The 17,621-nt window shown below is 55.9% G+C and carries 14 protein-coding genes; 11 read left to right on the forward strand and 3 right to left on the reverse strand.

The features are described from left to right. Positions 1-189 precede the first annotated feature (189 nt). The 5 genes from pal (at position 190) to glmM (ending at position 6,904) form a co-directional block, all read left to right on the forward strand. Positions 190-723: a peptidoglycan-associated lipoprotein Pal gene (gene pal, locus RBH10_RS05720; RefSeq protein WP_045019124.1), complete on the forward strand. Its 534-nt coding sequence runs from the start codon at positions 190-192 to the stop codon at positions 721-723. A gap of 158 nt (positions 724-881) precedes the next feature. Continuing rightward, complete coding sequence (gene ybgF, locus RBH10_RS05725; protein WP_045019122.1) at positions 882-1,874, forward strand: tol-pal system protein YbgF; 993 nt, start codon at positions 882-884, stop codon at positions 1,872-1,874. A 30-nt stretch (positions 1,875-1,904) separates the two neighbouring features. After that, entirely contained in the window at positions 1,905-3,242 is a 1,338-nt protein-coding gene (tilS, locus tag RBH10_RS05730; protein ID WP_281038845.1) for a tRNA lysidine(34) synthetase TilS, read from the forward strand. 154 nt (positions 3,243-3,396) lie between these two features. Further along, positions 3,397-5,361, forward strand: coding sequence for an ATP-dependent zinc metalloprotease FtsH (ftsH, locus tag RBH10_RS05735; RefSeq protein WP_045019118.1), 1,965 nt, complete (start codon positions 3,397-3,399; stop codon positions 5,359-5,361). A 190-nt stretch (positions 5,362-5,551) separates the two neighbouring features. Beyond that, complete coding sequence (glmM, locus tag RBH10_RS05740) at positions 5,552-6,904, forward strand: phosphoglucosamine mutase (protein ID WP_281038846.1); 1,353 nt, start codon at positions 5,552-5,554, stop codon at positions 6,902-6,904. A 213-nt stretch (positions 6,905-7,117) separates the two neighbouring features. On the opposite strand, the gene RBH10_RS05745 is transcribed toward glmM, so the two are convergent. Further along, positions 7,118-8,758 (reverse strand): recombinase family protein, encoded by a 1,641-nt coding sequence (locus tag RBH10_RS05745; RefSeq protein ID WP_281038847.1) that lies wholly within the window; start codon positions 8,756-8,758, stop codon positions 7,118-7,120. A gap of 995 nt (positions 8,759-9,753) precedes the next feature. On the opposite strand from RBH10_RS05745, the gene RBH10_RS05750 reads away from it, so the two are divergent. From RBH10_RS05750 to RBH10_RS05775, 6 genes are all read left to right on the forward strand, one after another. Further along, positions 9,754-9,957 carry a ribbon-helix-helix protein, CopG family gene (locus RBH10_RS05750; RefSeq protein WP_281038848.1) on the forward strand — a complete coding sequence of 68 codons (204 nt, stop codon included), beginning with the start codon at positions 9,754-9,756 and terminating at the stop codon, positions 9,955-9,957. Between the two features lie 77 nt (positions 9,958-10,034). Next, on the forward strand, positions 10,035-10,820 hold the full coding sequence (locus RBH10_RS05755) for a site-specific DNA-methyltransferase (RefSeq protein WP_306180573.1): 786 nt from the start codon (positions 10,035-10,037) through the stop codon (positions 10,818-10,820). A 34-nt stretch (positions 10,821-10,854) separates the two neighbouring features. Then, a complete protein-coding gene (locus RBH10_RS05760; protein ID WP_281038849.1) occupies positions 10,855-13,572 on the forward strand; it encodes an N-6 DNA methylase in 2,718 nt (905 codons plus the stop codon). Positions 13,573-13,631: 59 nt separating this feature from the next. Continuing rightward, on the forward strand, positions 13,632-13,916 hold the full coding sequence (locus RBH10_RS05765) for a hypothetical protein (protein ID WP_281038850.1): 285 nt from the start codon (positions 13,632-13,634) through the stop codon (positions 13,914-13,916). Between the two features lie 131 nt (positions 13,917-14,047). Beyond that, the gene (locus tag RBH10_RS05770; protein ID WP_281038851.1) at positions 14,048-14,593 is read left to right on the forward strand and encodes a recombinase family protein; all 546 of its coding nucleotides are present in this window, start codon (positions 14,048-14,050) and stop codon (positions 14,591-14,593) included. Between the two features lie 51 nt (positions 14,594-14,644). Beyond that, positions 14,645-15,598 carry a ParA family protein gene (locus RBH10_RS05775; RefSeq protein ID WP_281038852.1) on the forward strand — a complete coding sequence of 318 codons (954 nt, stop codon included), beginning with the start codon at positions 14,645-14,647 and terminating at the stop codon, positions 15,596-15,598. Between the two features lie 225 nt (positions 15,599-15,823). On the opposite strand, the gene RBH10_RS05780 is transcribed toward RBH10_RS05775, so the two are convergent. Continuing rightward, entirely contained in the window at positions 15,824-16,921 is a 1,098-nt protein-coding gene (locus RBH10_RS05780; protein WP_281038853.1) for an MFS transporter, read from the reverse strand. Positions 16,922-16,992: 71 nt separating this feature from the next. Next, positions 16,993-17,592: an NADPH-dependent F420 reductase gene (locus RBH10_RS05785; protein ID WP_372339771.1), complete on the reverse strand. Its 600-nt coding sequence runs from the start codon at positions 17,590-17,592 to the stop codon at positions 16,993-16,995. Between the last annotated feature and the right edge of the window lie 29 nt (positions 17,593-17,621).

The raw sequence follows: 17,621 nt of genomic DNA on the forward strand, positions 1-17,621 counted from the left end.
GGCACATCCGGCGCCGTCATGTTTTTTACGCATGTCGTATGGGAAGCCGCCTCTTTCTTGCCGCAAAGTGTTGTGAGGGAGCAAAAAAGTGGGACGTTTCCTTTCTGTTAACCATAAGCGTTTGTCAGCTATTAACCTCGATCCGTTAGTGTCTGGCAACGTTATTGAAATCCCAAGGAGAGACCGGCGATGAGCCGTACACACATTTCGGCACTCAGCCCGATGCAGAAACTGGCCCGTAACCCGGCTGTTATCGCCATGACGCTCGCTCTTGCTCTCGCAGGCTGCGCGAACAAGAAGAACATGCCGAACAGCGCCGGTGAACTCGGTCTCGGCGGTGCGGGTTCTGCGACGCCCGGCTCCCAGCAGGACTTCACGGTCAATGTCGGCGACCGCATCTTCTTCGATACGGACTCGACCTCGATCCGTGCAGACGCACAGCAGACGCTGCAGCGCCAGGCACAATGGCTTGCCCGTTACCCGAAATACGCCATCACTGTCGAAGGCCATGCCGACGAACGTGGTACGCGTGAATACAACCTGGCGCTCGGCGCCCGTCGTGCCGCTGCAACCCGCGACTTCCTGGCGTCCCAGGGCGTTCCGGCAGGCCGCATGAAGACGATCTCCTACGGCAAGGAAAAGCCGGTCGCCGTTTGCGACGACATTTCCTGCTGGTCGCAGAACCGCCGCGCCGTGACGGTTCTCGGTGGCGCGGGCATGTGATCGCCTGACGCTTTTGTGATCTTGAATGGAAGGCGGTCTATGGGCCGCCTTTCGTTTTTTTCATAGTTTGGCCGAAGTTAAGTTGCTTTTTTGGTTGATATGGAAAAAATCCGGCTTGCGCCATTCCGGTGCAAATCACTTAAGGCAGGACGAATGAGATGAAGAAACTTGTCGTGGCGGGAATGCTGGGGCTTGCAGCCTGCACCGGCCTGAGCGGCACAGCCGTTTCGGGTCCGCTGTTCGGTGCGGGGGGTAGCTTCGGCACGATCAACTCTCAGCAGGCTCCGATTGTGCGAGTTCAGGCCAATGAAGCCTATAAGGTTCAGCAGCTTGAAGAACAGATCCGGCAGCTCAACGGCCGTATCGAAGAAATGAGCTTCCAGCTTTTGCAGATGCAGGAAACGATCCGCAAGGCGCAGGAAGACAATGAGTTCCGCTTCCAGGAACTGGAAGGCGGCAAAGGCGCAAGCACCACTGCGCCGAAAAAGAAGGCGGAGGCCACTCCGGCTACCCCGCCGAGCGACGACGTTGCAACGATCATCGAAACGCCACCTCAGGGTGGCGCTTCCGTTTCGCCGTCCGCCCCGAGCAATGCTCAGACGAGCGCACCGGGAGAGACAACGCTTGGCTCAATCGAGCTGGATTCCAAGGGCATGCCGATCGGCGGCTCATTGAACCAGGGTGCCAACAATTCTTCCGGCAATCTTCCGGGCGTCACCACCGGCAACGGTACGCGCAAGACCGATCCGGTCAACACGGCAGCACTCACCAGCGAGAGTGATATCTATCAGGCCGCTTACGGCCATGTTCTTTCCGGCGATTACAAGCTGGCGGAGCAGGGGTTCCAGCAATATCTCCAGGGTTACCCCAAGGGCACCAAGGCCGCGGATGCGAGCTTCTGGCTGGGCGAGGCGCAATATTCGCAGGGCAAGTTCAACGAGGCGGCAAAAACCTTCCTGAACGGCCATCAGACCTATGGCAAGTCTCCGAAAGCCCCGGAAATGCTGATGAAGCTCGGCATGTCGCTTGCGGCTCTGGACAACACCGAGACCGCCTGCGCCACGCTACGCGAAGTGCCGAAGCGTTATCCCAGTGCTTCGAAGACTGTGCTGAACAAGGTTGCCAGCGAACAGAAGCGGCTGAGCTGCTGATTTTTTCCCTGCCATGGCGGCGGTCTTTCCATGCCGGTTGATGCCCGCATTTTGAACGAACAGACAGTTGCGCCGCTTGCGGCGGCACGGTCCTTTGTCGAAAAACTTCGCAAACCGGCCCATATCCTCGTCGCAATCTCCGGCGGCAGCGATTCCACCGGCCTGTTGCTGGCATTGCAAGAGGCAACGGCGGAGGCGGGTCGCGGCCGGGTGCAGCTTTCCGCCGTCACGGTTGATCATGCGCTCAGAGCGGAATCCGCCGACGAGGCCCGCAAGGTCTCCTTGCTCTGCGCCGAACTCGCCGTCCCCCATGCCGTGCGCCGATGGGATGGCGTCAAACCAGCTTCCGGTATTTCCGAAGTATCCCGTCTTGCCCGATATCGCCTGATTGCCGAGGTCGCCCGCGACATCGGTGCCGATCTTGTGGTTACCGGGCATACTCTCGGCGACCAGCGGGAAACCGTGGCGATGCGCGCTGCCCGAAGCGGCGGTGATGACAATATCGGTCTCTCCGGCATGGCTGGTGCTGTTTTATATGATGGACGTCACTGGATCGTGCGGCCGTTCCTTACCTGTGAAAGACAGGCGATCCGCGATTTCGTATTATCCCGCTCGCGTGGTTGGCTTGACGACCCGAGCAACGAAAACGCGCGCTATGAGCGCGTGCGCGTGCGCCAGTCGCTTTCCAACTCCCCGGCCCAGCTTGATGTGGAGGCTGCTGTCAAAAGGCAGGCTCTTTCCGGGAAAACGGCCGTTTTCCTGCGACAACACGTAAAAGTCTTTCATGCGGCGCTCGCCAGATTATCCGGCGACGAGCTGATGCCGGATCTTCCCGAATTCCGGCACGGGCTGGCGGCGCTCATCGCCAATCTTGGCGGAAGGGCCTATTTCCCAGCGGCCAGCAGCATGGAGCGGGTCTTGCTGTTTCTGAAAACGGGGGAGACCGGGCGGATGACGGTCGGTCGCGTTCTTCTCGATCGGCGGCGGGATGGACTTTATCTTTTTCGCGAGCACCGAAACCTGCCGGAGCTTCACGTTGAGGCCGGAGCGCAGAGCCTGTGGGACGATCGCTTCCTTGTGAAGAACGGATCGGTCTTTCCGGTCAATATTGCTGCGGGCAGGGCGGGGGACATCTCGGATGCGGTGGCACTTTTTCCGTCGGTACCGGCAGGGGTGGCAAAACAGGCGATGGCGATCCTGCCGCAAATCACCGCACCGGCTGCCGGTCGGGCCTCTCTGGAGGACGCCGTCACCATCGCGCCGAGGCTTGCACCCTTCGATCTTTTTCTGCCGCGCTTCGACCTTGAGTTGGCGAATGCAGTCGCGGGTTTGTTTGGCCGTGTGGCATATCCACAGCCCCCGGTTTAAATCCGGCCTCTTTTTCGTGAATTGCCATGGAATACTTTTTACACCAAAACGCATCAGATAACGCCCTTCGCCTTGGCAACGGCAGATGTCGTCCTTATGTTAGGGGCGAGTAATAGCGGGCAGCAAACGTGTCCGTGTGAGTTCGGGGAGTTCTATGAACCCAAATTTCAGAAATTTCGCCTTGTGGGCTGTGATCGCCCTCTTGCTGATCGCATTGTTCAGCATGTTCCAGACCTCGCCGACGCAAACGGGTTCGCGTGAAATTCCGTATTCCCAGTTTATTCGCGATGTGGATTCCGGGCGAGTTCGCGACGTGACCGTGACGGGAAACCGGGTTCTTGGAACCTATACCGAAAACGGTACGGCCTTTCAGACCTATTCTCCCGTCATCGACGACAGCCTGATGGAGCGCTTGCAGAGCAAGAACGTCACCATCGTGGCGCGTCCCGAGAGCGACGGTTCCTCCGGTTTTTTGAGCTATCTCGGCACGCTTTTGCCGATGTTCCTCATCCTTGGCGTCTGGCTGTTCTTCATGCGGCAGATGCAGGGCGGTTCGCGCGGCGCGATGGGCTTTGGCAAGTCCAAGGCCAAGCTTCTGACGGAAGCGCATGGCCGCGTGACGTTTGATGACGTCGCAGGTGTGGACGAAGCCAAGCAGGACCTTGAGGAAATCGTAGAATTCCTGCGCGACCCGCAGAAGTTCCAGCGCCTTGGCGGCAAGATCCCGCGCGGCGTGCTGCTGGTCGGCCCTCCCGGCACCGGCAAGACGCTTCTGGCGCGTTCCGTTGCGGGTGAGGCTAATGTGCCGTTCTTCACCATTTCCGGTTCGGACTTCGTGGAAATGTTCGTCGGCGTCGGCGCAAGCCGCGTGCGTGACATGTTCGAGCAGGCCAAGAAGAATGCGCCCTGCATCATCTTCATCGACGAAATCGACGCCGTCGGTCGCCATCGTGGCGCCGGTCTTGGCGGCGGTAACGACGAGCGCGAACAGACGCTGAACCAGCTGCTGGTCGAGATGGACGGCTTCGAGGCCAATGAGGGTATCATCCTCATCGCCGCGACCAACCGTCCGGATGTTCTCGACCCCGCGCTTCTGCGTCCCGGCCGTTTCGACCGTCAGGTCGTCGTGCCTAACCCGGATATCGTCGGCCGCGAACGCATTCTCAAGGTTCACGTTCGCAACGTGCCGCTGGCACCGAATGTCGATCTCAAGATTCTGGCCCGTGGCACGCCCGGTTTTTCGGGCGCCGACCTGATGAACCTCGTCAACGAAGCTGCCCTGATGGCCGCCCGCCGCAACAAGCGCGTGGTCACCATGCAGGAATTCGAAGACGCCAAGGACAAGATCATGATGGGTGCGGAACGCCGCTCCTCCGCCATGACCGAGGCCGAAAAGAAACTGACCGCTTACCATGAGGCGGGGCATGCGATTACCGCACTGAAGGTCGCTCTGGCCGATCCGTTGCACAAGGCAACGATCATACCGCGCGGCCGTGCGCTCGGCATGGTCATGCAGTTGCCGGAAGGCGACCGCTACTCCATGAGCTACAAATGGATGGTGTCGCGCCTGGTGATCATGATGGGTGGCCGCGTTGCCGAAGAATTGACCTTCGGCAAGGAGAACATCACCTCCGGCGCGTCTTCGGATATCGAGCAGGCCACCAAGCTTGCCCGCGCCATGGTGACGCAATGGGGCTTCTCCGACGCTCTCGGCCAGGTGGCCTATGGTGAAAACCAGCAGGAAGTGTTCCTTGGCCACTCCGTCTCGCAGTCCAAGAATGTCTCCGAGGCAACGGCTCAGACGATCGACACGGAAGTTCGCCGCCTGATCGATGAGGCCTATACCGAGGCACGGCATATTCTGACGGAAAACCATGACGGTTTCGTCGCTATTGCCGAAGGTCTTCTCGAGTACGAGACCCTCACGGGTGACGAGATCAAGGCATTGCTGAGGGGTGAGAAGCCCGCACGGGATCTGGGTGACGATTCTCCCGGCAGCCGTGGTTCAGCGGTGCCGAAAGCCGGCACCAAGAAGGACGGTCCAACTGAAGTCAAGGGTGACGGCGAAGCCAAGGGCGATGGCGAGGCCGAAGGCGGCATGGAGCCGCAGCCGCACTGATCGCTTGAACAAGGCGACTGATTGTAAAAGGCCATCCGGTTTTCCGGGTGGCCTTTTCAGTCCGGTAACAAGATATAAGCCATTTTTGCTGTAATTTACGTGCTGTTTATCGTGGTTTGTGGCATCTAGCCAAAAACGCTTCCGGCTGCTTTCATCTTTTGCCGGAATGCCCGAAAGATTTGGAGTTCAAATGGCACGCCGTTATTTCGGAACCGATGGTATCCGCGGACAGTCGAACGTCTTCCCCATGACGCCGGATCTGGCGATGCGTGTGGGTATTGCGGTTGGAACGATCTTCCGCCGCGGCCATCATCGCCATCGCGTCGTGATCGGCAAGGATACGCGGCTTTCGGGCTACATGCTGGAAAACGCGCTGGTCGCCGGTTTTACCGCAGCTGGCCTCGATGTCTTCCTGCTCGGGCCTATTCCGACGCCGGCCGTCGCCATGCTGACCCGCTCGCTGCGCGCCGATATCGGCGTGATGATATCCGCGTCGCACAACCCCTTTTCCGATAATGGCATCAAGCTTTTCGGACCTGACGGATACAAGCTTTCCGACGAGCTGGAGCTGGAAATCGAGGACCTTCTCGACAAGGATCTCTATGCCCAGCTCGCCAAGCCGAGCGAGATCGGTCGCGCCAAGCGCGTGGATGGTGACATTTACCGCTATATCGAATTCGTCAAACGCACCCTGCCGCGTGACGTGACGCTGAGCGGGCTCAGGATCGCCATCGACTGCGCCAATGGTGCCGCCTACAAGGTAGCGCCCGCAGCACTCTGGGAGCTGGGCGCTGAAGTCGTCACCATCGGTAACGAGCCGAATGGCATCAACATCAATCTCGAATGTGGCTCCACCCATACGGAAACCCTGCAGAAAAAGGTGCATGAGGTGCGGGCCGATATCGGTATCGCGCTCGATGGCGATGCGGACCGTGTCATCATCGTCGACGAACGCGGCGAGATCGTCGATGGCGACCAGCTCATGGCTGTCATCGCCGATAGCTGGGCCGCTGACAACACGCTGCGCGGCGGCGGTATTGTCGCCACCGTGATGTCCAACCTCGGTCTGGAGCGCTTCCTTGGCGACAAGGGCCTCACGCTTGCCCGCACCAAGGTTGGCGACCGTTATGTCGTCGAGCACATGCGCAACCACAATTTCAATGTCGGCGGCGAGCAGTCTGGCCATATCGTACTGTCGGACTACGGTACGACCGGCGATGGTCTTGTGGCGGCTTTGCAGGTTCTTGCTAAGGTCAAGCGCTCCGGCCTCACCGTCAGCGAGGTTTGCCGCAAGTTCGAGCCGGTACCACAGCTCCTGAAGAACGTGCGCATTTCCGGCGGCAAGCCGCTGGAAAACCCGATCGTGCAGCAGGCGATCGCCGATGCGGAAAGCGCATTGGCCAATAATGGCCGCCTCGTCATCCGCCCTTCCGGCACGGAGCCCCTCATCCGCGTCATGGCGGAAGGCGACGACAGCGCGAAGGTGGAGCAGATCGTCAACGACCTCGTCGGCGTCATCACCAATGCCCGCTCCGCGGCGTAAGTTGCGCCAATAATAACGAAAAGAAAAAGCCGGCTTTCCAGCCGGCTTTTTCTTTGAGTATTTCCTAATAAATATAGTGAATGATCGTGGTTGTGCAAACATTGCATTACAGCAGTTTCCTGATGGCCAAAAAATGATCATCCGTTGAGTTGCGCGTGGGATTTTAGTTGAAGTTCGTTCAACGAACTTTTTTGACGGGATGCCTACTGATGCTCATGCCGCGAAGGCTTGGAAGCGCCCGCTGATTTGGCCCTCTTGGACGCTATAAGCGACCACACCGTTCGCGACGACAATGATTGCCTCATGGATGGCACTATCGAAGGTGATCTCGCTGAAAAGTTCTCGGATCGCGGCATGAGCTTCCGAGCGAAGAGCATAGCGGGTGTCAGCGTCTTCGGCGGCTTCCCATGCTGTACGCAGAGCTTTGATACGGTCGCCGGTCAGTTCGGGATCGTTATGTCTCGCTGACAACCGTTGGCGCGCATTTTGATGGTGCTGTAGTTCGGCTTCAACGGATTGCCGTTCGGCCTGCCTTGCCCTGAGCAGATCGAGAATAGTTTCCAGCGGCTGGCTATCATTCTCAACTGCTAGTGCCAGCCGTTGCTCCTTGCGACGAAGCTCGTCCAGACGGATAGTCATCCCGGCAATTGTCTCGTTGATGTCTCTGGTCGCGTGATTGATGCTGGCTGTTTGCAGCGCATCCGCAAGGTTGAGTTCCTTCACGTGATTGAGGATAGCAGCTTCCAGTGGCTCGTAGCGGAAATGCCTCTTGCCTTCGGTACAGCGATGCCCGCGCACGTAGTTTGCGCATACGAGATAGCGCCCGTTCTCATTGCCTTTGACCCGGCTGAGCTTCATCGTCATCGGCCCACCGCAGTGGGCGCAATGGCAAAGGCCAGTGAAGAGATTGGCGAAGGTGTTACCCTTGCGACCCGGCCTAGCGGGATTGCTGCGCATGGCCTGTACGCGCAGGAACAAGTCCTTGTCGATGGCGGCGGGGTAATAACCATCAATGGGATCACCGTCCGGCACGCGCTTGCCGTTCTGCATCCGATGCGGCTGGAATGTGCCAATGACGTCGTACCGGGTGAGCAGCGCCTTGATGATGCTTTGATACCAACCGTCCTTGCTCTTGAAGGCCAGGACTCCATCCGCATTGAGCTTGCGAGAAATTGCCGTCGCGCCGAGCCCGCGCGTTGCCATCTCGTAGATTACCCTCACTGTCTCCGCGTGATCGTTCAGCGTGAACTCATATCGGTTTGCATCGATACGTCGGGCATCGATCCATGCGGGTGTGATGCCGGTGATATGGCCCTTACCCTCCCGGGCCTGTTCCCGTTTCCGTTTTGCAACCGCGCTGATACGCTCGCTCTTCGTCTGACTTTCCTCATGACCGCGAGACATTACGGCAAGTCCAATAATCAGCTTGGTCCAATCGCCGTTGAGCCGGTCGCGGCTGTAAATCTGTCGGTCCTCGCCGAGTGTCGCAATGACGATGCCCGCGTTGATGATCGCCATGAACAGCGTCAGCGCATCCGGGACGGCTTCGCGCGACAATCGATCAAGGCTCTCGATTAGCAGATAGCTGCCCTTGGGGATTTCACCACTTTCGACCATCGCCAGAAACTTGCCGAGCGCGCCGGTCTTGAAGTTTCTGCCCCGCCACGCGCTGACGCCTAAGTCCTGCAAGCTGTCATCCAGAAGCAAAGAGTGCTCGTCCGCGAACGCTTTCGACCGTTCAAGCTGTCGGCGTAAGCTATCGCCGCGAAGCTGCTTGCGGGTGCTCATACGCACATAGGAATAGGCCCGCACCGGACCCGATGAATGTTGATTGCCGGGAAAATCGTCCTGCATGACCGCCTCCTTTGCGTCGGATCGCTAACACCAGAGGCGGAGAGGTCATCGTGCGTCCTTTCGTTGGGTTGCCTAGCTCGGCTCCCCCGTGGCGTGCCCGTGGGGCCGTCCATGTGGGCGGGGGTTTCGTGGTGCGCCCTTTGGCGCGTCGGTTTCAGCAGTCATTGAGATTATCCTTTCCGGTTAAAAGGGGCAGCTCTGGCCCGTGGGTTTCGTTGCATAGATGTCTCGTCGCTAGTACCAGCGAGGCCCGAGTGAACCTCGCCACACCCTTATGCGTCCGTCCTTTATCCGTTACTGACGCGCCGCCCCTCTGCCCTGCAACGGCCGCAGTGCCCGGCGGCTCGCCCTGTCACTACCTGCTTTGCGGTAGTGACAGGGCTGGGCGTGCCCCGCCCAAGTGTCGGCTGTGCCACACAGCCGAATGGGAGGAAATCCTCCCAAACCCTCCATGTGGCCCGCCTGTCGAGAGGCGTCCCAACGGGGGACTTGCAACCCCCGCACCCCTGCCCTTGCGGCTCTAAAGGCCGCAGCAGGCTACCGCCTGCCTTTGCAGCTTTCGGGACTGGGGTCGCTCGCTCCGAGTGATGAGCGCTCCGCTCTCTCCCCCAGCCACTCAAACCGCAATAGAAGCCCGTCCGCGTCATCCGGTGAATGACACGGCCGAGGCTCGCCGCTTAGCGGCGGTCTGCTGTTGCGGATTGCTAAGGGGCTTTGCCCCTCGCGCGGGCAAGGGGCGGTTCCCGAGGCTCCGCGCTGCGCTTGTGCGCCCGCCGCCTGAAACCCTTGCCCTTGCTACCCTCGGACTTCGCCAGTCAGGCAGGGTTGCAAATGAATTTGCTCCCGCCTTTTTACGTAAGAACATTCGTCGGTGCGCCAGCAACGACCGATATTCCCTCTGCATTCGTGCTGCTTTAATACCCAAAGGCAGTTAAAACAGTTGATATATGCCTCAGTCTGCCGCACTCTGAGAAAAAATGAGTCGGGAGATTTTTATGTCTGCAAAAAATCGTGTCACCATCAATCTTGATGATGACGAATATGCTGCTCTTCAGATGATTGCAGAGCGAACCGAACGGTCTTTATCTTGGTTGGGAAGAAAGGCTGTAAGCGATTTCGTACAGAACGAGAGAGAAGCAATTGACCGCGCGATCACGCCGCAGCGGGATGAAATGTTTTCGGAAGGGTCCAGGGCTTAATGCGATACCTTGGCGGAGCCCTGCATCAAGGTGACTGCCTTGAAGTTATGAAAAGCATCAAGGACCACTCGGTGGACATGATTCTTTGCGACTTGCCATACGGCACAACCCAAAACAAATGGGATAGCGTTATTCCGCTTGACCTTTTATGGAAGGAATACAAGCGCATAATAAAACCTAACGGGGTCATTGCTCTTTCATCGCAAGGCATTTTCACGGCTCGATTAATTTTGAGCAACGAGGCTTGGTTCAAGTACAAGTTCGTTTGGGTGAAGAGTAAATCAACAAATTTTCTAAATGCACGTAAACAACCTCTTAGGCAGCATGAGGACATATGTGTATTTTATGGTAGGCAGCCAGATTATAGGCCTGTTATGTCGCAAGGTGAACCTTACGACAAAGGAACTAGGAAGGCCCAATACACAGGAAGTTATGGAGATTTTAAGCCATCACACGTTAAGAGTGACGGAGAGCGCTATCCAACAGATACTCTTTACTGCAAAACGGCTGAAAGTGAAGCTGGAGGAAAAGTATGGCATCCTACCCAAAAGCCTGTTGCGCTTGGAAGATACCTAATACGAATGTTCACTAAAGAGGGAGATGTCGTTTTGGACAACGCCTTCGGCAGCGGTAGTTTTTTAGTTGCGGCTGCATATGAAGGACGGCGCTTTATAGGCATCGAGAAGAACGAGGAAGTTCATTTATTTAAAGAACACCGCATCGACTATATGCGCATAGCAGCAGAGCGACTTGCCGAAGTCGAAGCAACAATGCGTAATAATGAACCTATTCCCCCCTATTCTCCGCACTTCAGCCTAATACTAGAGCTGGTCAGCCAGGAAAACGCGGTATGGTTGATATAGATGAAGTGATTCGCCAAGAAGTTAGGGCCATTGGATGAAATTGGGGACGACCACCTATAATGAACGATCATGGGCCATAGACCTGATCGGGCACATCAAAATTGGCATAAGCAAGAATAATCGTCCAGTCAAAGATGCAAGTGGTGAGCAAACGATTAAGGCAGAAGGCGGCTCACTGTTTCCTGACGTTTTACTGTTTGGAGATCGGGCAACTGCCAGAATTCTACAGGGGTGGGAGCTTAAGATGCCCGACACCTCAATTTATGATTATGAATTCCGCGAAAATGCCACCACGAAAGCGCTAGCGCTCGGACTGGACAGCTTCGTGTTGTGGAATGTTTCCGAGGCGCATCTCTACACACGAAAGCCTCAGTCTGAAACTTTTTCGCTCAAGAAGAAGTGGGGTTCCCTTTCTGATATCACCACTCGCAACGCCGTTTTGGCGAACCGTGACAGGTGGGAAGCCTTAGCAGATCAAATCGTTTCATATATGAACGACCTTTTCGACAATGGAACGCTCGAAGGTCGTCAGTTTATTGATGCTTATCAAAGCGGTGGCATCACCTCACTGATCATGGAAAATAGTGGTCTTGTAGCGGAGGCCCTTCGGGACGCAGCGAAACGGAGCTCTGTTTTACGGGCCGAGATGATTTTATGGTGGGACACATATCAAGCTGAATATGGTGGCGAGAAAATGGAGACCGTCCTCGCCCAAGCTGTCATCTCCAACTGGATTGGGAAACTTCTATTTGCACATATTTTAAGAGAGACAGATACCAGGGCGCATGCTGTTGCAGGTATAACGGAAGATACAACACCAAAGGAAGCGCTTGAATTATTTAAGAAAATTTCAGAAGATTGTAATTTCTGGACGATATTTTCTGCGAGCCTAGGGCTCGATTCGATTCCTGATCAGGCATGGAATCAGCTTAAGCAATTCAACAGTCTCCTTACGGATCTACGGCTCGGCTCTGTTGATCAGAGTCAGTTATCAAGAGTTTTGGAAGCAACTGTCGAGGTAACTGTCCGTAAAGTCCGTGGCCAATATCCTACACCGATAGAGCTCGCTCGTTTGCTTGTTCACCTGTGCATCCGCAATACTGTCGATGATAAAATTCTCGACCCTTGCTGTGGCAGTGGGACCATTCCTCGCGCCGCGCTTGAGCAAAAGCTTTCAGCGGGTGTAGATCCAGCCCTCATATCCGCATCGGTCTTTTCAGGGGATCAAGATCCGCAGGCCGTCCAAATAGCTACGTTTGCACTCGCTAAGCCAAGTATGATGCATATTCCGCTTCGCCTCTTTCAGCGCGACGCCTTCACCCTCTCACCTGACGCAGAAATAGAATTCAAAAACCCCAGCGACGGTAAGAGCTTCCTAGAAAAATTGGGGACGTTTGATGCGATCGCAAGTAATCTACCTTTCGTTGCCCAAGAAGGCCGTAAACAGTATGGCAACGCAATAGCAAAGGTTACAGCGTCTTTTAGTGAAGATAGCGAAAAGTTACCAAGGCGCGCTGATATTGCAGCTTATTTACCATTTTCTCTACATCCTCTTTTGAAGCACGATGGGCGTCTTGGGATCATAATAACCAACGCTTGGCTCGGGACTGATTGGGGCGATGCCTTTTTCAAATTGCTTGGGCAATACTATAATTTGAAAACAGTTATTACTTCTGGAGCGGGCCGCTGGTTCCATAATAGTGAAGTGGTTACTAACATCCTTTTGATGGAAAAGAAGAAACCCGACGAAGAAAGTGGAAATATCAATTTTGTCGTTCTAAAACGGCCGATAAGCGAAATAGCGGACGAAGAGACGGTTCATTTAACAGCCGCTCAAATCGAATTAGCTCAAACTCAAAGCGACACTCTCCATATTCGATCCGTTTCTCCAGAAAATATGAAGCGATTTAGGCAGCTTGGACTTGGCGGTAATGCCCAGTTCGTAAATTGTGATTGGGTCCTCAACCTACCTCTTATTCCTGTAAATTCGCTTTTTAAAATTCGACGTGGCGAAAGACGCGGGATGAATGCGTTATTCTATCCAACTGGAAAACACGGTATCGAAGCAACATATATTCGGCCCCTAGCAAAAAGCCTTTCAGACTTTAAAAAGTTGAAAGGGTCTGCCGTCAAGGAAGCATTTTGTTGTGATAAAACAGAGGCAGAGCTGCTTCAACTTGGACACACCGGGGCCCTTAATTGGATCAAGCGTTTTAAGACAACCGAGAATATAAAAAAGCTCTCTAAAGGCAATTCACTCTGGTATCAGATGGATGCCGACGAGATGTCAGAGCTTGTTATGTCGATAGCTTACGGAGATAGACTTTTCGTTGCTAGACTTAATCCACCAGCATTCGTTGACCAGCGCCTGGTACGGCTCGACCCAATAAAAAAAGTCGAAATCGATTTATGTCATGCTCTGCTTAACAGCACGATTGGAATGTTTCTAATCGAAGGGCTCGGCTTTGGACGTGGATTGGGCGCGCTTGATCTTAATAAAGATCGCATCGAGGGATACATGCAAATCCTGGATCCTAGCAAAATAGGAGCAGAGGAAAAGAAATCGATTATCGACAGCTTTTCCCACGTTCTTGGCCGGGAAATACTTTGTGTGGCAGACGAGCTGGAACAGGATGACCGTCGCAAGCTTGATGAGGCTATCATAAGTGCCTTCAAACTGGATATCGACCTTGATACCTTGTATGAAAGTCTGCTCGTATTAGTGGAAATTAGACTGACCGCTAATATCTAAGAATAATGATGGCTGGATTATTTAATCTAGCCATCAACAATCTTAACCAGGAGCATAGCATGCCTACAGCTGACGCAAATGTATTCAAAACGAGCAAATTTAACCACAAGGGTATCGATTACGTTGTCGCTGCCTTTACGCGGCCCTCGAATCCAGACCAAGTGAAAGTTGACGTAACTCAAAACGGAAATCCTGTAGTCATCACTTATCCTGATGGGTATCAGGCAACGCTTGGTTACTATGTCGATCTCGACGTCCGTTTGGATATGGCAGTCGTAATGGGGGTCAGCGCCGTCGACCAGCTCATGAAAAGCGCAGAGGGCGATATTCGTCAGCTGGTTTAGTTAGCAGCTGAAAACTCAAAATAACTCGACTTCATAACGGATGTTGCATAAATCAAGACTTATGCAACACGCCTCCCCTGCCCTAAAATCAATTCGTTGCGCGTTGCATAAGTCCGTTGCAGAATGGTGGCATGATTTACGGTTACGCACGGGTATCGACGGATGGGCAAACGCTGGACGCCCAGCGTGAAACTTTAATCGCCGCAGGTGCGGACAAGGTTTTTGCGGAAACGGCCAGTGGTGCAAAGAGCGACCGCGCGCAGCTTGCACGCCTGATGCAGGCCGTCACCTCCGGCGATACCGTAGTGGTGACGCGACTTGACCGCCTCGCCCGCTCTACCCGCGACCTGTTGAACATCTTAGGCACCCTAGCCGAGCGCGGCGTGATGTTCCGCTCCCTGTCCGATTCCTGGGCGGACACCACCACGCCGCATGGGCGTTTGATGTTGACCGTTTTAGGCGGGCTTGCTGAGTTCGAGCGCGAGCTAATTAAAAGCCGCACCAGTGAGGGTCGCAAGCGTGCCAAGGAACGCGGCCAGGCGTTTGGGCCAAAGCGGAAGTTGACCCCGTTCCAGCAACAAGAGGCACGGCAGCGTAAAGCGGCCGGAGAATCCGTGCGGGAGATTGCGCGGTCGTACAACGTCAGTGGCAGCACTATCTCACGGTTGAAGGTCTGACGGGAATATAGTCGCTGCGTGTGGCTACATCCGTCAAATTGAAGGCGGCCGTTGATCACCGCAATGGCACTTGCCTTGTCGGCCGTACACGTACGTACCACCCGTGTTGGCCCAGTCGCCGGTGAATTACCGTATTTTCAAATGGTTAGCTTTGAAAACAATTTTGCCTTTAATGTTGACGCTAAAGTTAAAGTTATCATCAATGACAACGTGAAAGTTAATGCCTCCTTTAACATTCCGGTTTACAATGACGTTAAAGATAAGGAGCGAGCTATGTTCACCATCACGTTTGCCAATCCCAAAGGCGGCTCGGGCAAGACAACTTCGGCAATGCTATTGGCCGAGCAAATCCTCCATGCCGGCGCTACGGTGGCGATACTCGACTGCGACCCAAACCAAAATATTGTACAGTGGGCAATTCAACGGACAGAGAAGGGGAGGGCGGTCCCTTACAATGTTCAACCGGTGCCTAGCGAAACCACCTTCCTTGATGCAGTGGACGCAATCCGGGGCACCGCCGATTATCTCATTATAGATCTGGAAGGCACCGCCTCCCAGCTCATGACCTACGCCATCAGTCAGAGCGATCTTGTGCTTATTCCTTTCGAGCCTACGCCCATGGAGGCGCGGCAGGCAGCCCGCGCCGTGCAGCTCGTACGGAACACCAGTCGCATGATGAACCGGCAGGTGGCACATGCCCTGCTGTTCGTCAAAGTTAATGCCGCCATGAAAACCAATGACGAGAAGGACGTACGCGGAGAACTTGAAGCGAACGACGTCCCGATGTTGCAGTCTGCCATCGTGCGCCGCGCAGCTTACACCCGCATTTTCCGCGACGGCTATCTGCTAAGCGAATTGCTGGAGCAGGCCCGTGAGGATGTGAAAAAAAGCACGGCGTCGGCCCAGGAGCGCGCCCTAAAGCCGCTTGAGGCCGCAATCCAGAATGCCCGTGAATACACTCAGGAAGTCGTCAACCATCTATCTGAACAGAAAGCTGCCGCATGAGCTACGGATTCGATAAACCCCTCGACACGGTAAAATTGCCGCAACCGAGTGTCCCAACGAAGCAGGCGGAAACTGCACACGTAGATATTGCCGCTATCGCCCAAGCAGGCAACAATCTAGGCTTCAAATCCCGTGAGGCAACGATGCGTCGCAAGCCTGGGCCGCGCCGCACGGAGCAGCAGGATAAGATCACTGTGACCGGCCCCAAGCGCATCATTGACCAGCTCAAGGCACACTGCGATGCCATGGGGGGCATCTCGTATTGTGAAGCCATCGCCGCCCTCTTGGATGGCACGGGGAATGATAGAAAGTAATCAGGCCATGACCGACACCAGCACGCCTGATCTCGCCCTTGTCAAAGACGCGGATCTCCGGAAGAAGCTCGCGCATGCCCGTGAGCGTTTCAAAATGGACACCGTTTTTGCGGTGGAAGCTCGTGAGATCATTGCTGAGCAGATCGAGCGCTACGCCCAGGCTCAGGCCCGCGTTATTGAAATCGCCAATCTGCCAAGGGATCAACGACGCCGCGCCATAGCCGAGTAGCACCATGCTGAGTGTGCCCGTATCAATCTCGGTTGCGCCGATGAGGAAGGGAGTAATGTAGGTATAGGCCGCGAACTGCCCGACGAAGATAAGCACGGCTGCCGTCAGACCGATCTGGACTCGTTGCAATCGCAACACGTCTGGAACCTGTTTCAATCCCGAACCCTTCTGCGCCCGGATGGCCGGCAGTAGAAACTGGAGCGCCGCCACGACAAGCAGTGCGACACCCGACACAAGCAGGAATGCGGTGCGCCAGCCGAACAGGTCACCGATCAGGGCGCCTGCGGGAACACCCGCGACGGTGCCAAGCGAAACACCGGAGAAGATCAAAGCCGTTGCACGCGGTCCTTCTGCGCCGGGGCGCAGACGTGGGCCGAGTGAGCCGCCGATTGTCCAGAAACCACCGACCGCAATTCCGAGCAGCACCCGGCCGAACATCAACGCCGCAAAGCCATGAGCGGTTGCCACGATGGCGTTGGAGATGACGAGCAGCATCAGCAGCGCGACGAGCACACGCTTGCGATCGAAGCGCGCAGCAAATCCGAGGGTCATCGGCGCTGCGATTGCCGCGAGAAAGCCGGGTACGGTTACCATCAGTCCGGCCGTCCCCTCGCTGATGCCAAGGTCAGCCGCGATCAGCGGCAGAAGCCCGACGGGCAGGAATTCGGTGGTAACAAGAGCGAAAGCGCCGACGCCGATGCTGGTGACTGCGGCCCATGAGGCGAGCGGTTTGCTGTCCGCGTGGCTTGCCGAAATACTGCGGGAGACTGGCATGTCCATAGGAGGATTCCTTGGTAAAAAGCAGGGCAGACCGGAGAAGAAGGGTCGTTCTCCGGCTCGCCTGCGATGTTTCAACCGAACTTGACGAGGTTGAGGGCGGGTAGCGGACCGCCGGGGAACTGCACCAGTTTGCCGCCAACCGAGACCGGGCCGAGATCGATGCCGGTGAAGCCGAGTCTGGAGATCAGCGCACCGACTTCCGCCTTCGCCCGTGCGTCGTCACCGGAATAAAACAGGACACGTGAGCCACCCTCGGCTTTGGGATCGCCGGATAGCAGGTGCGGTTGCAGATGGTTGAATGCCTTGACGACACGTGCGCCGGGAACGAGATCGGCGAAGATCTCGGTGGAAAGACGACCGTTTAGTTCGGCCGGTTTGAACAGCGGCGCTTCGATGGGATTGTTTGCGTCGATGACGATGCGGCCGCCGAAGTCTGGCAAACTGGCGAGCGCCTTCGGCAGCTTCGACCAGTTGACGGCGACCAGCACGATGTCGGCGCTGGCCGCCTCTTCAAGAGTGCCCGCCTTGATGAAAGGCTTCAGTTCCGTTTCGAGTACGGCAAGCGAGGCCGGGCCGCGGCTGTTGGCGATGGTTGCGGAAATGCTGTTGCGAGCAAGGGCGCGGGCGAAGGCCGAGCCGATATTGCCGGCTCCAATGATACCGATAGACATGCTGGTTCTCCTTTGAGTGAGGGGGAACC

Origin of the sequence: Rhizobium sp. AN73, from assembly GCF_030757975.1 — a bacterium.
Classification (GTDB): domain Bacteria; phylum Pseudomonadota; class Alphaproteobacteria; order Rhizobiales; family Rhizobiaceae; genus Agrobacterium; species Agrobacterium arsenijevicii.

What these genes read in the sequence shown, in the direction of transcription:
- RBH10_RS05760 (WP_281038849.1), top strand. Translation starts at nt 10,855, where the DNA reads ATGAAATTGGGGACGACCACCTATAATGAACGATCATGGGCCATAGAC.
- RBH10_RS05765 (WP_281038850.1), top strand. Translation starts at nt 13,632, where the DNA reads ATGCCTACAGCTGACGCAAATGTATTCAAAACGAGCAAATTTAACCAC.
- RBH10_RS05750 (WP_281038848.1), top strand. Translation starts at nt 9,754, where the DNA reads ATGTCTGCAAAAAATCGTGTCACCATCAATCTTGATGATGACGAATAT.
- RBH10_RS05780 (WP_281038853.1), bottom strand. Translation starts at nt 16,921, where the DNA reads ATGGACATGCCAGTCTCCCGCAGTATTTCGGCAAGCCACGCGGACAGC.
- pal (WP_045019124.1), top strand. Translation starts at nt 190, where the DNA reads ATGAGCCGTACACACATTTCGGCACTCAGCCCGATGCAGAAACTGGCC.
- ybgF (WP_045019122.1), top strand. Translation starts at nt 882, where the DNA reads ATGAAGAAACTTGTCGTGGCGGGAATGCTGGGGCTTGCAGCCTGCACC.
- glmM (WP_281038846.1), top strand. Translation starts at nt 5,552, where the DNA reads ATGGCACGCCGTTATTTCGGAACCGATGGTATCCGCGGACAGTCGAAC.
- RBH10_RS05770 (WP_281038851.1), top strand. Translation starts at nt 14,048, where the DNA reads ATGATTTACGGTTACGCACGGGTATCGACGGATGGGCAAACGCTGGAC.
- tilS (WP_281038845.1), top strand. Translation starts at nt 1,905, where the DNA reads ATGCCGGTTGATGCCCGCATTTTGAACGAACAGACAGTTGCGCCGCTT.
- RBH10_RS05755 (WP_306180573.1), top strand. Translation starts at nt 10,035, where the DNA reads ATGATTCTTTGCGACTTGCCATACGGCACAACCCAAAACAAATGGGAT.
- RBH10_RS05745 (WP_281038847.1), bottom strand. Translation starts at nt 8,758, where the DNA reads ATGCAGGACGATTTTCCCGGCAATCAACATTCATCGGGTCCGGTGCGG.
- ftsH (WP_045019118.1), top strand. Translation starts at nt 3,397, where the DNA reads ATGAACCCAAATTTCAGAAATTTCGCCTTGTGGGCTGTGATCGCCCTC.
- RBH10_RS05785 (WP_372339771.1), bottom strand. Translation starts at nt 17,592, where the DNA reads ATGTCTATCGGTATCATTGGAGCCGGCAATATCGGCTCGGCCTTCGCC.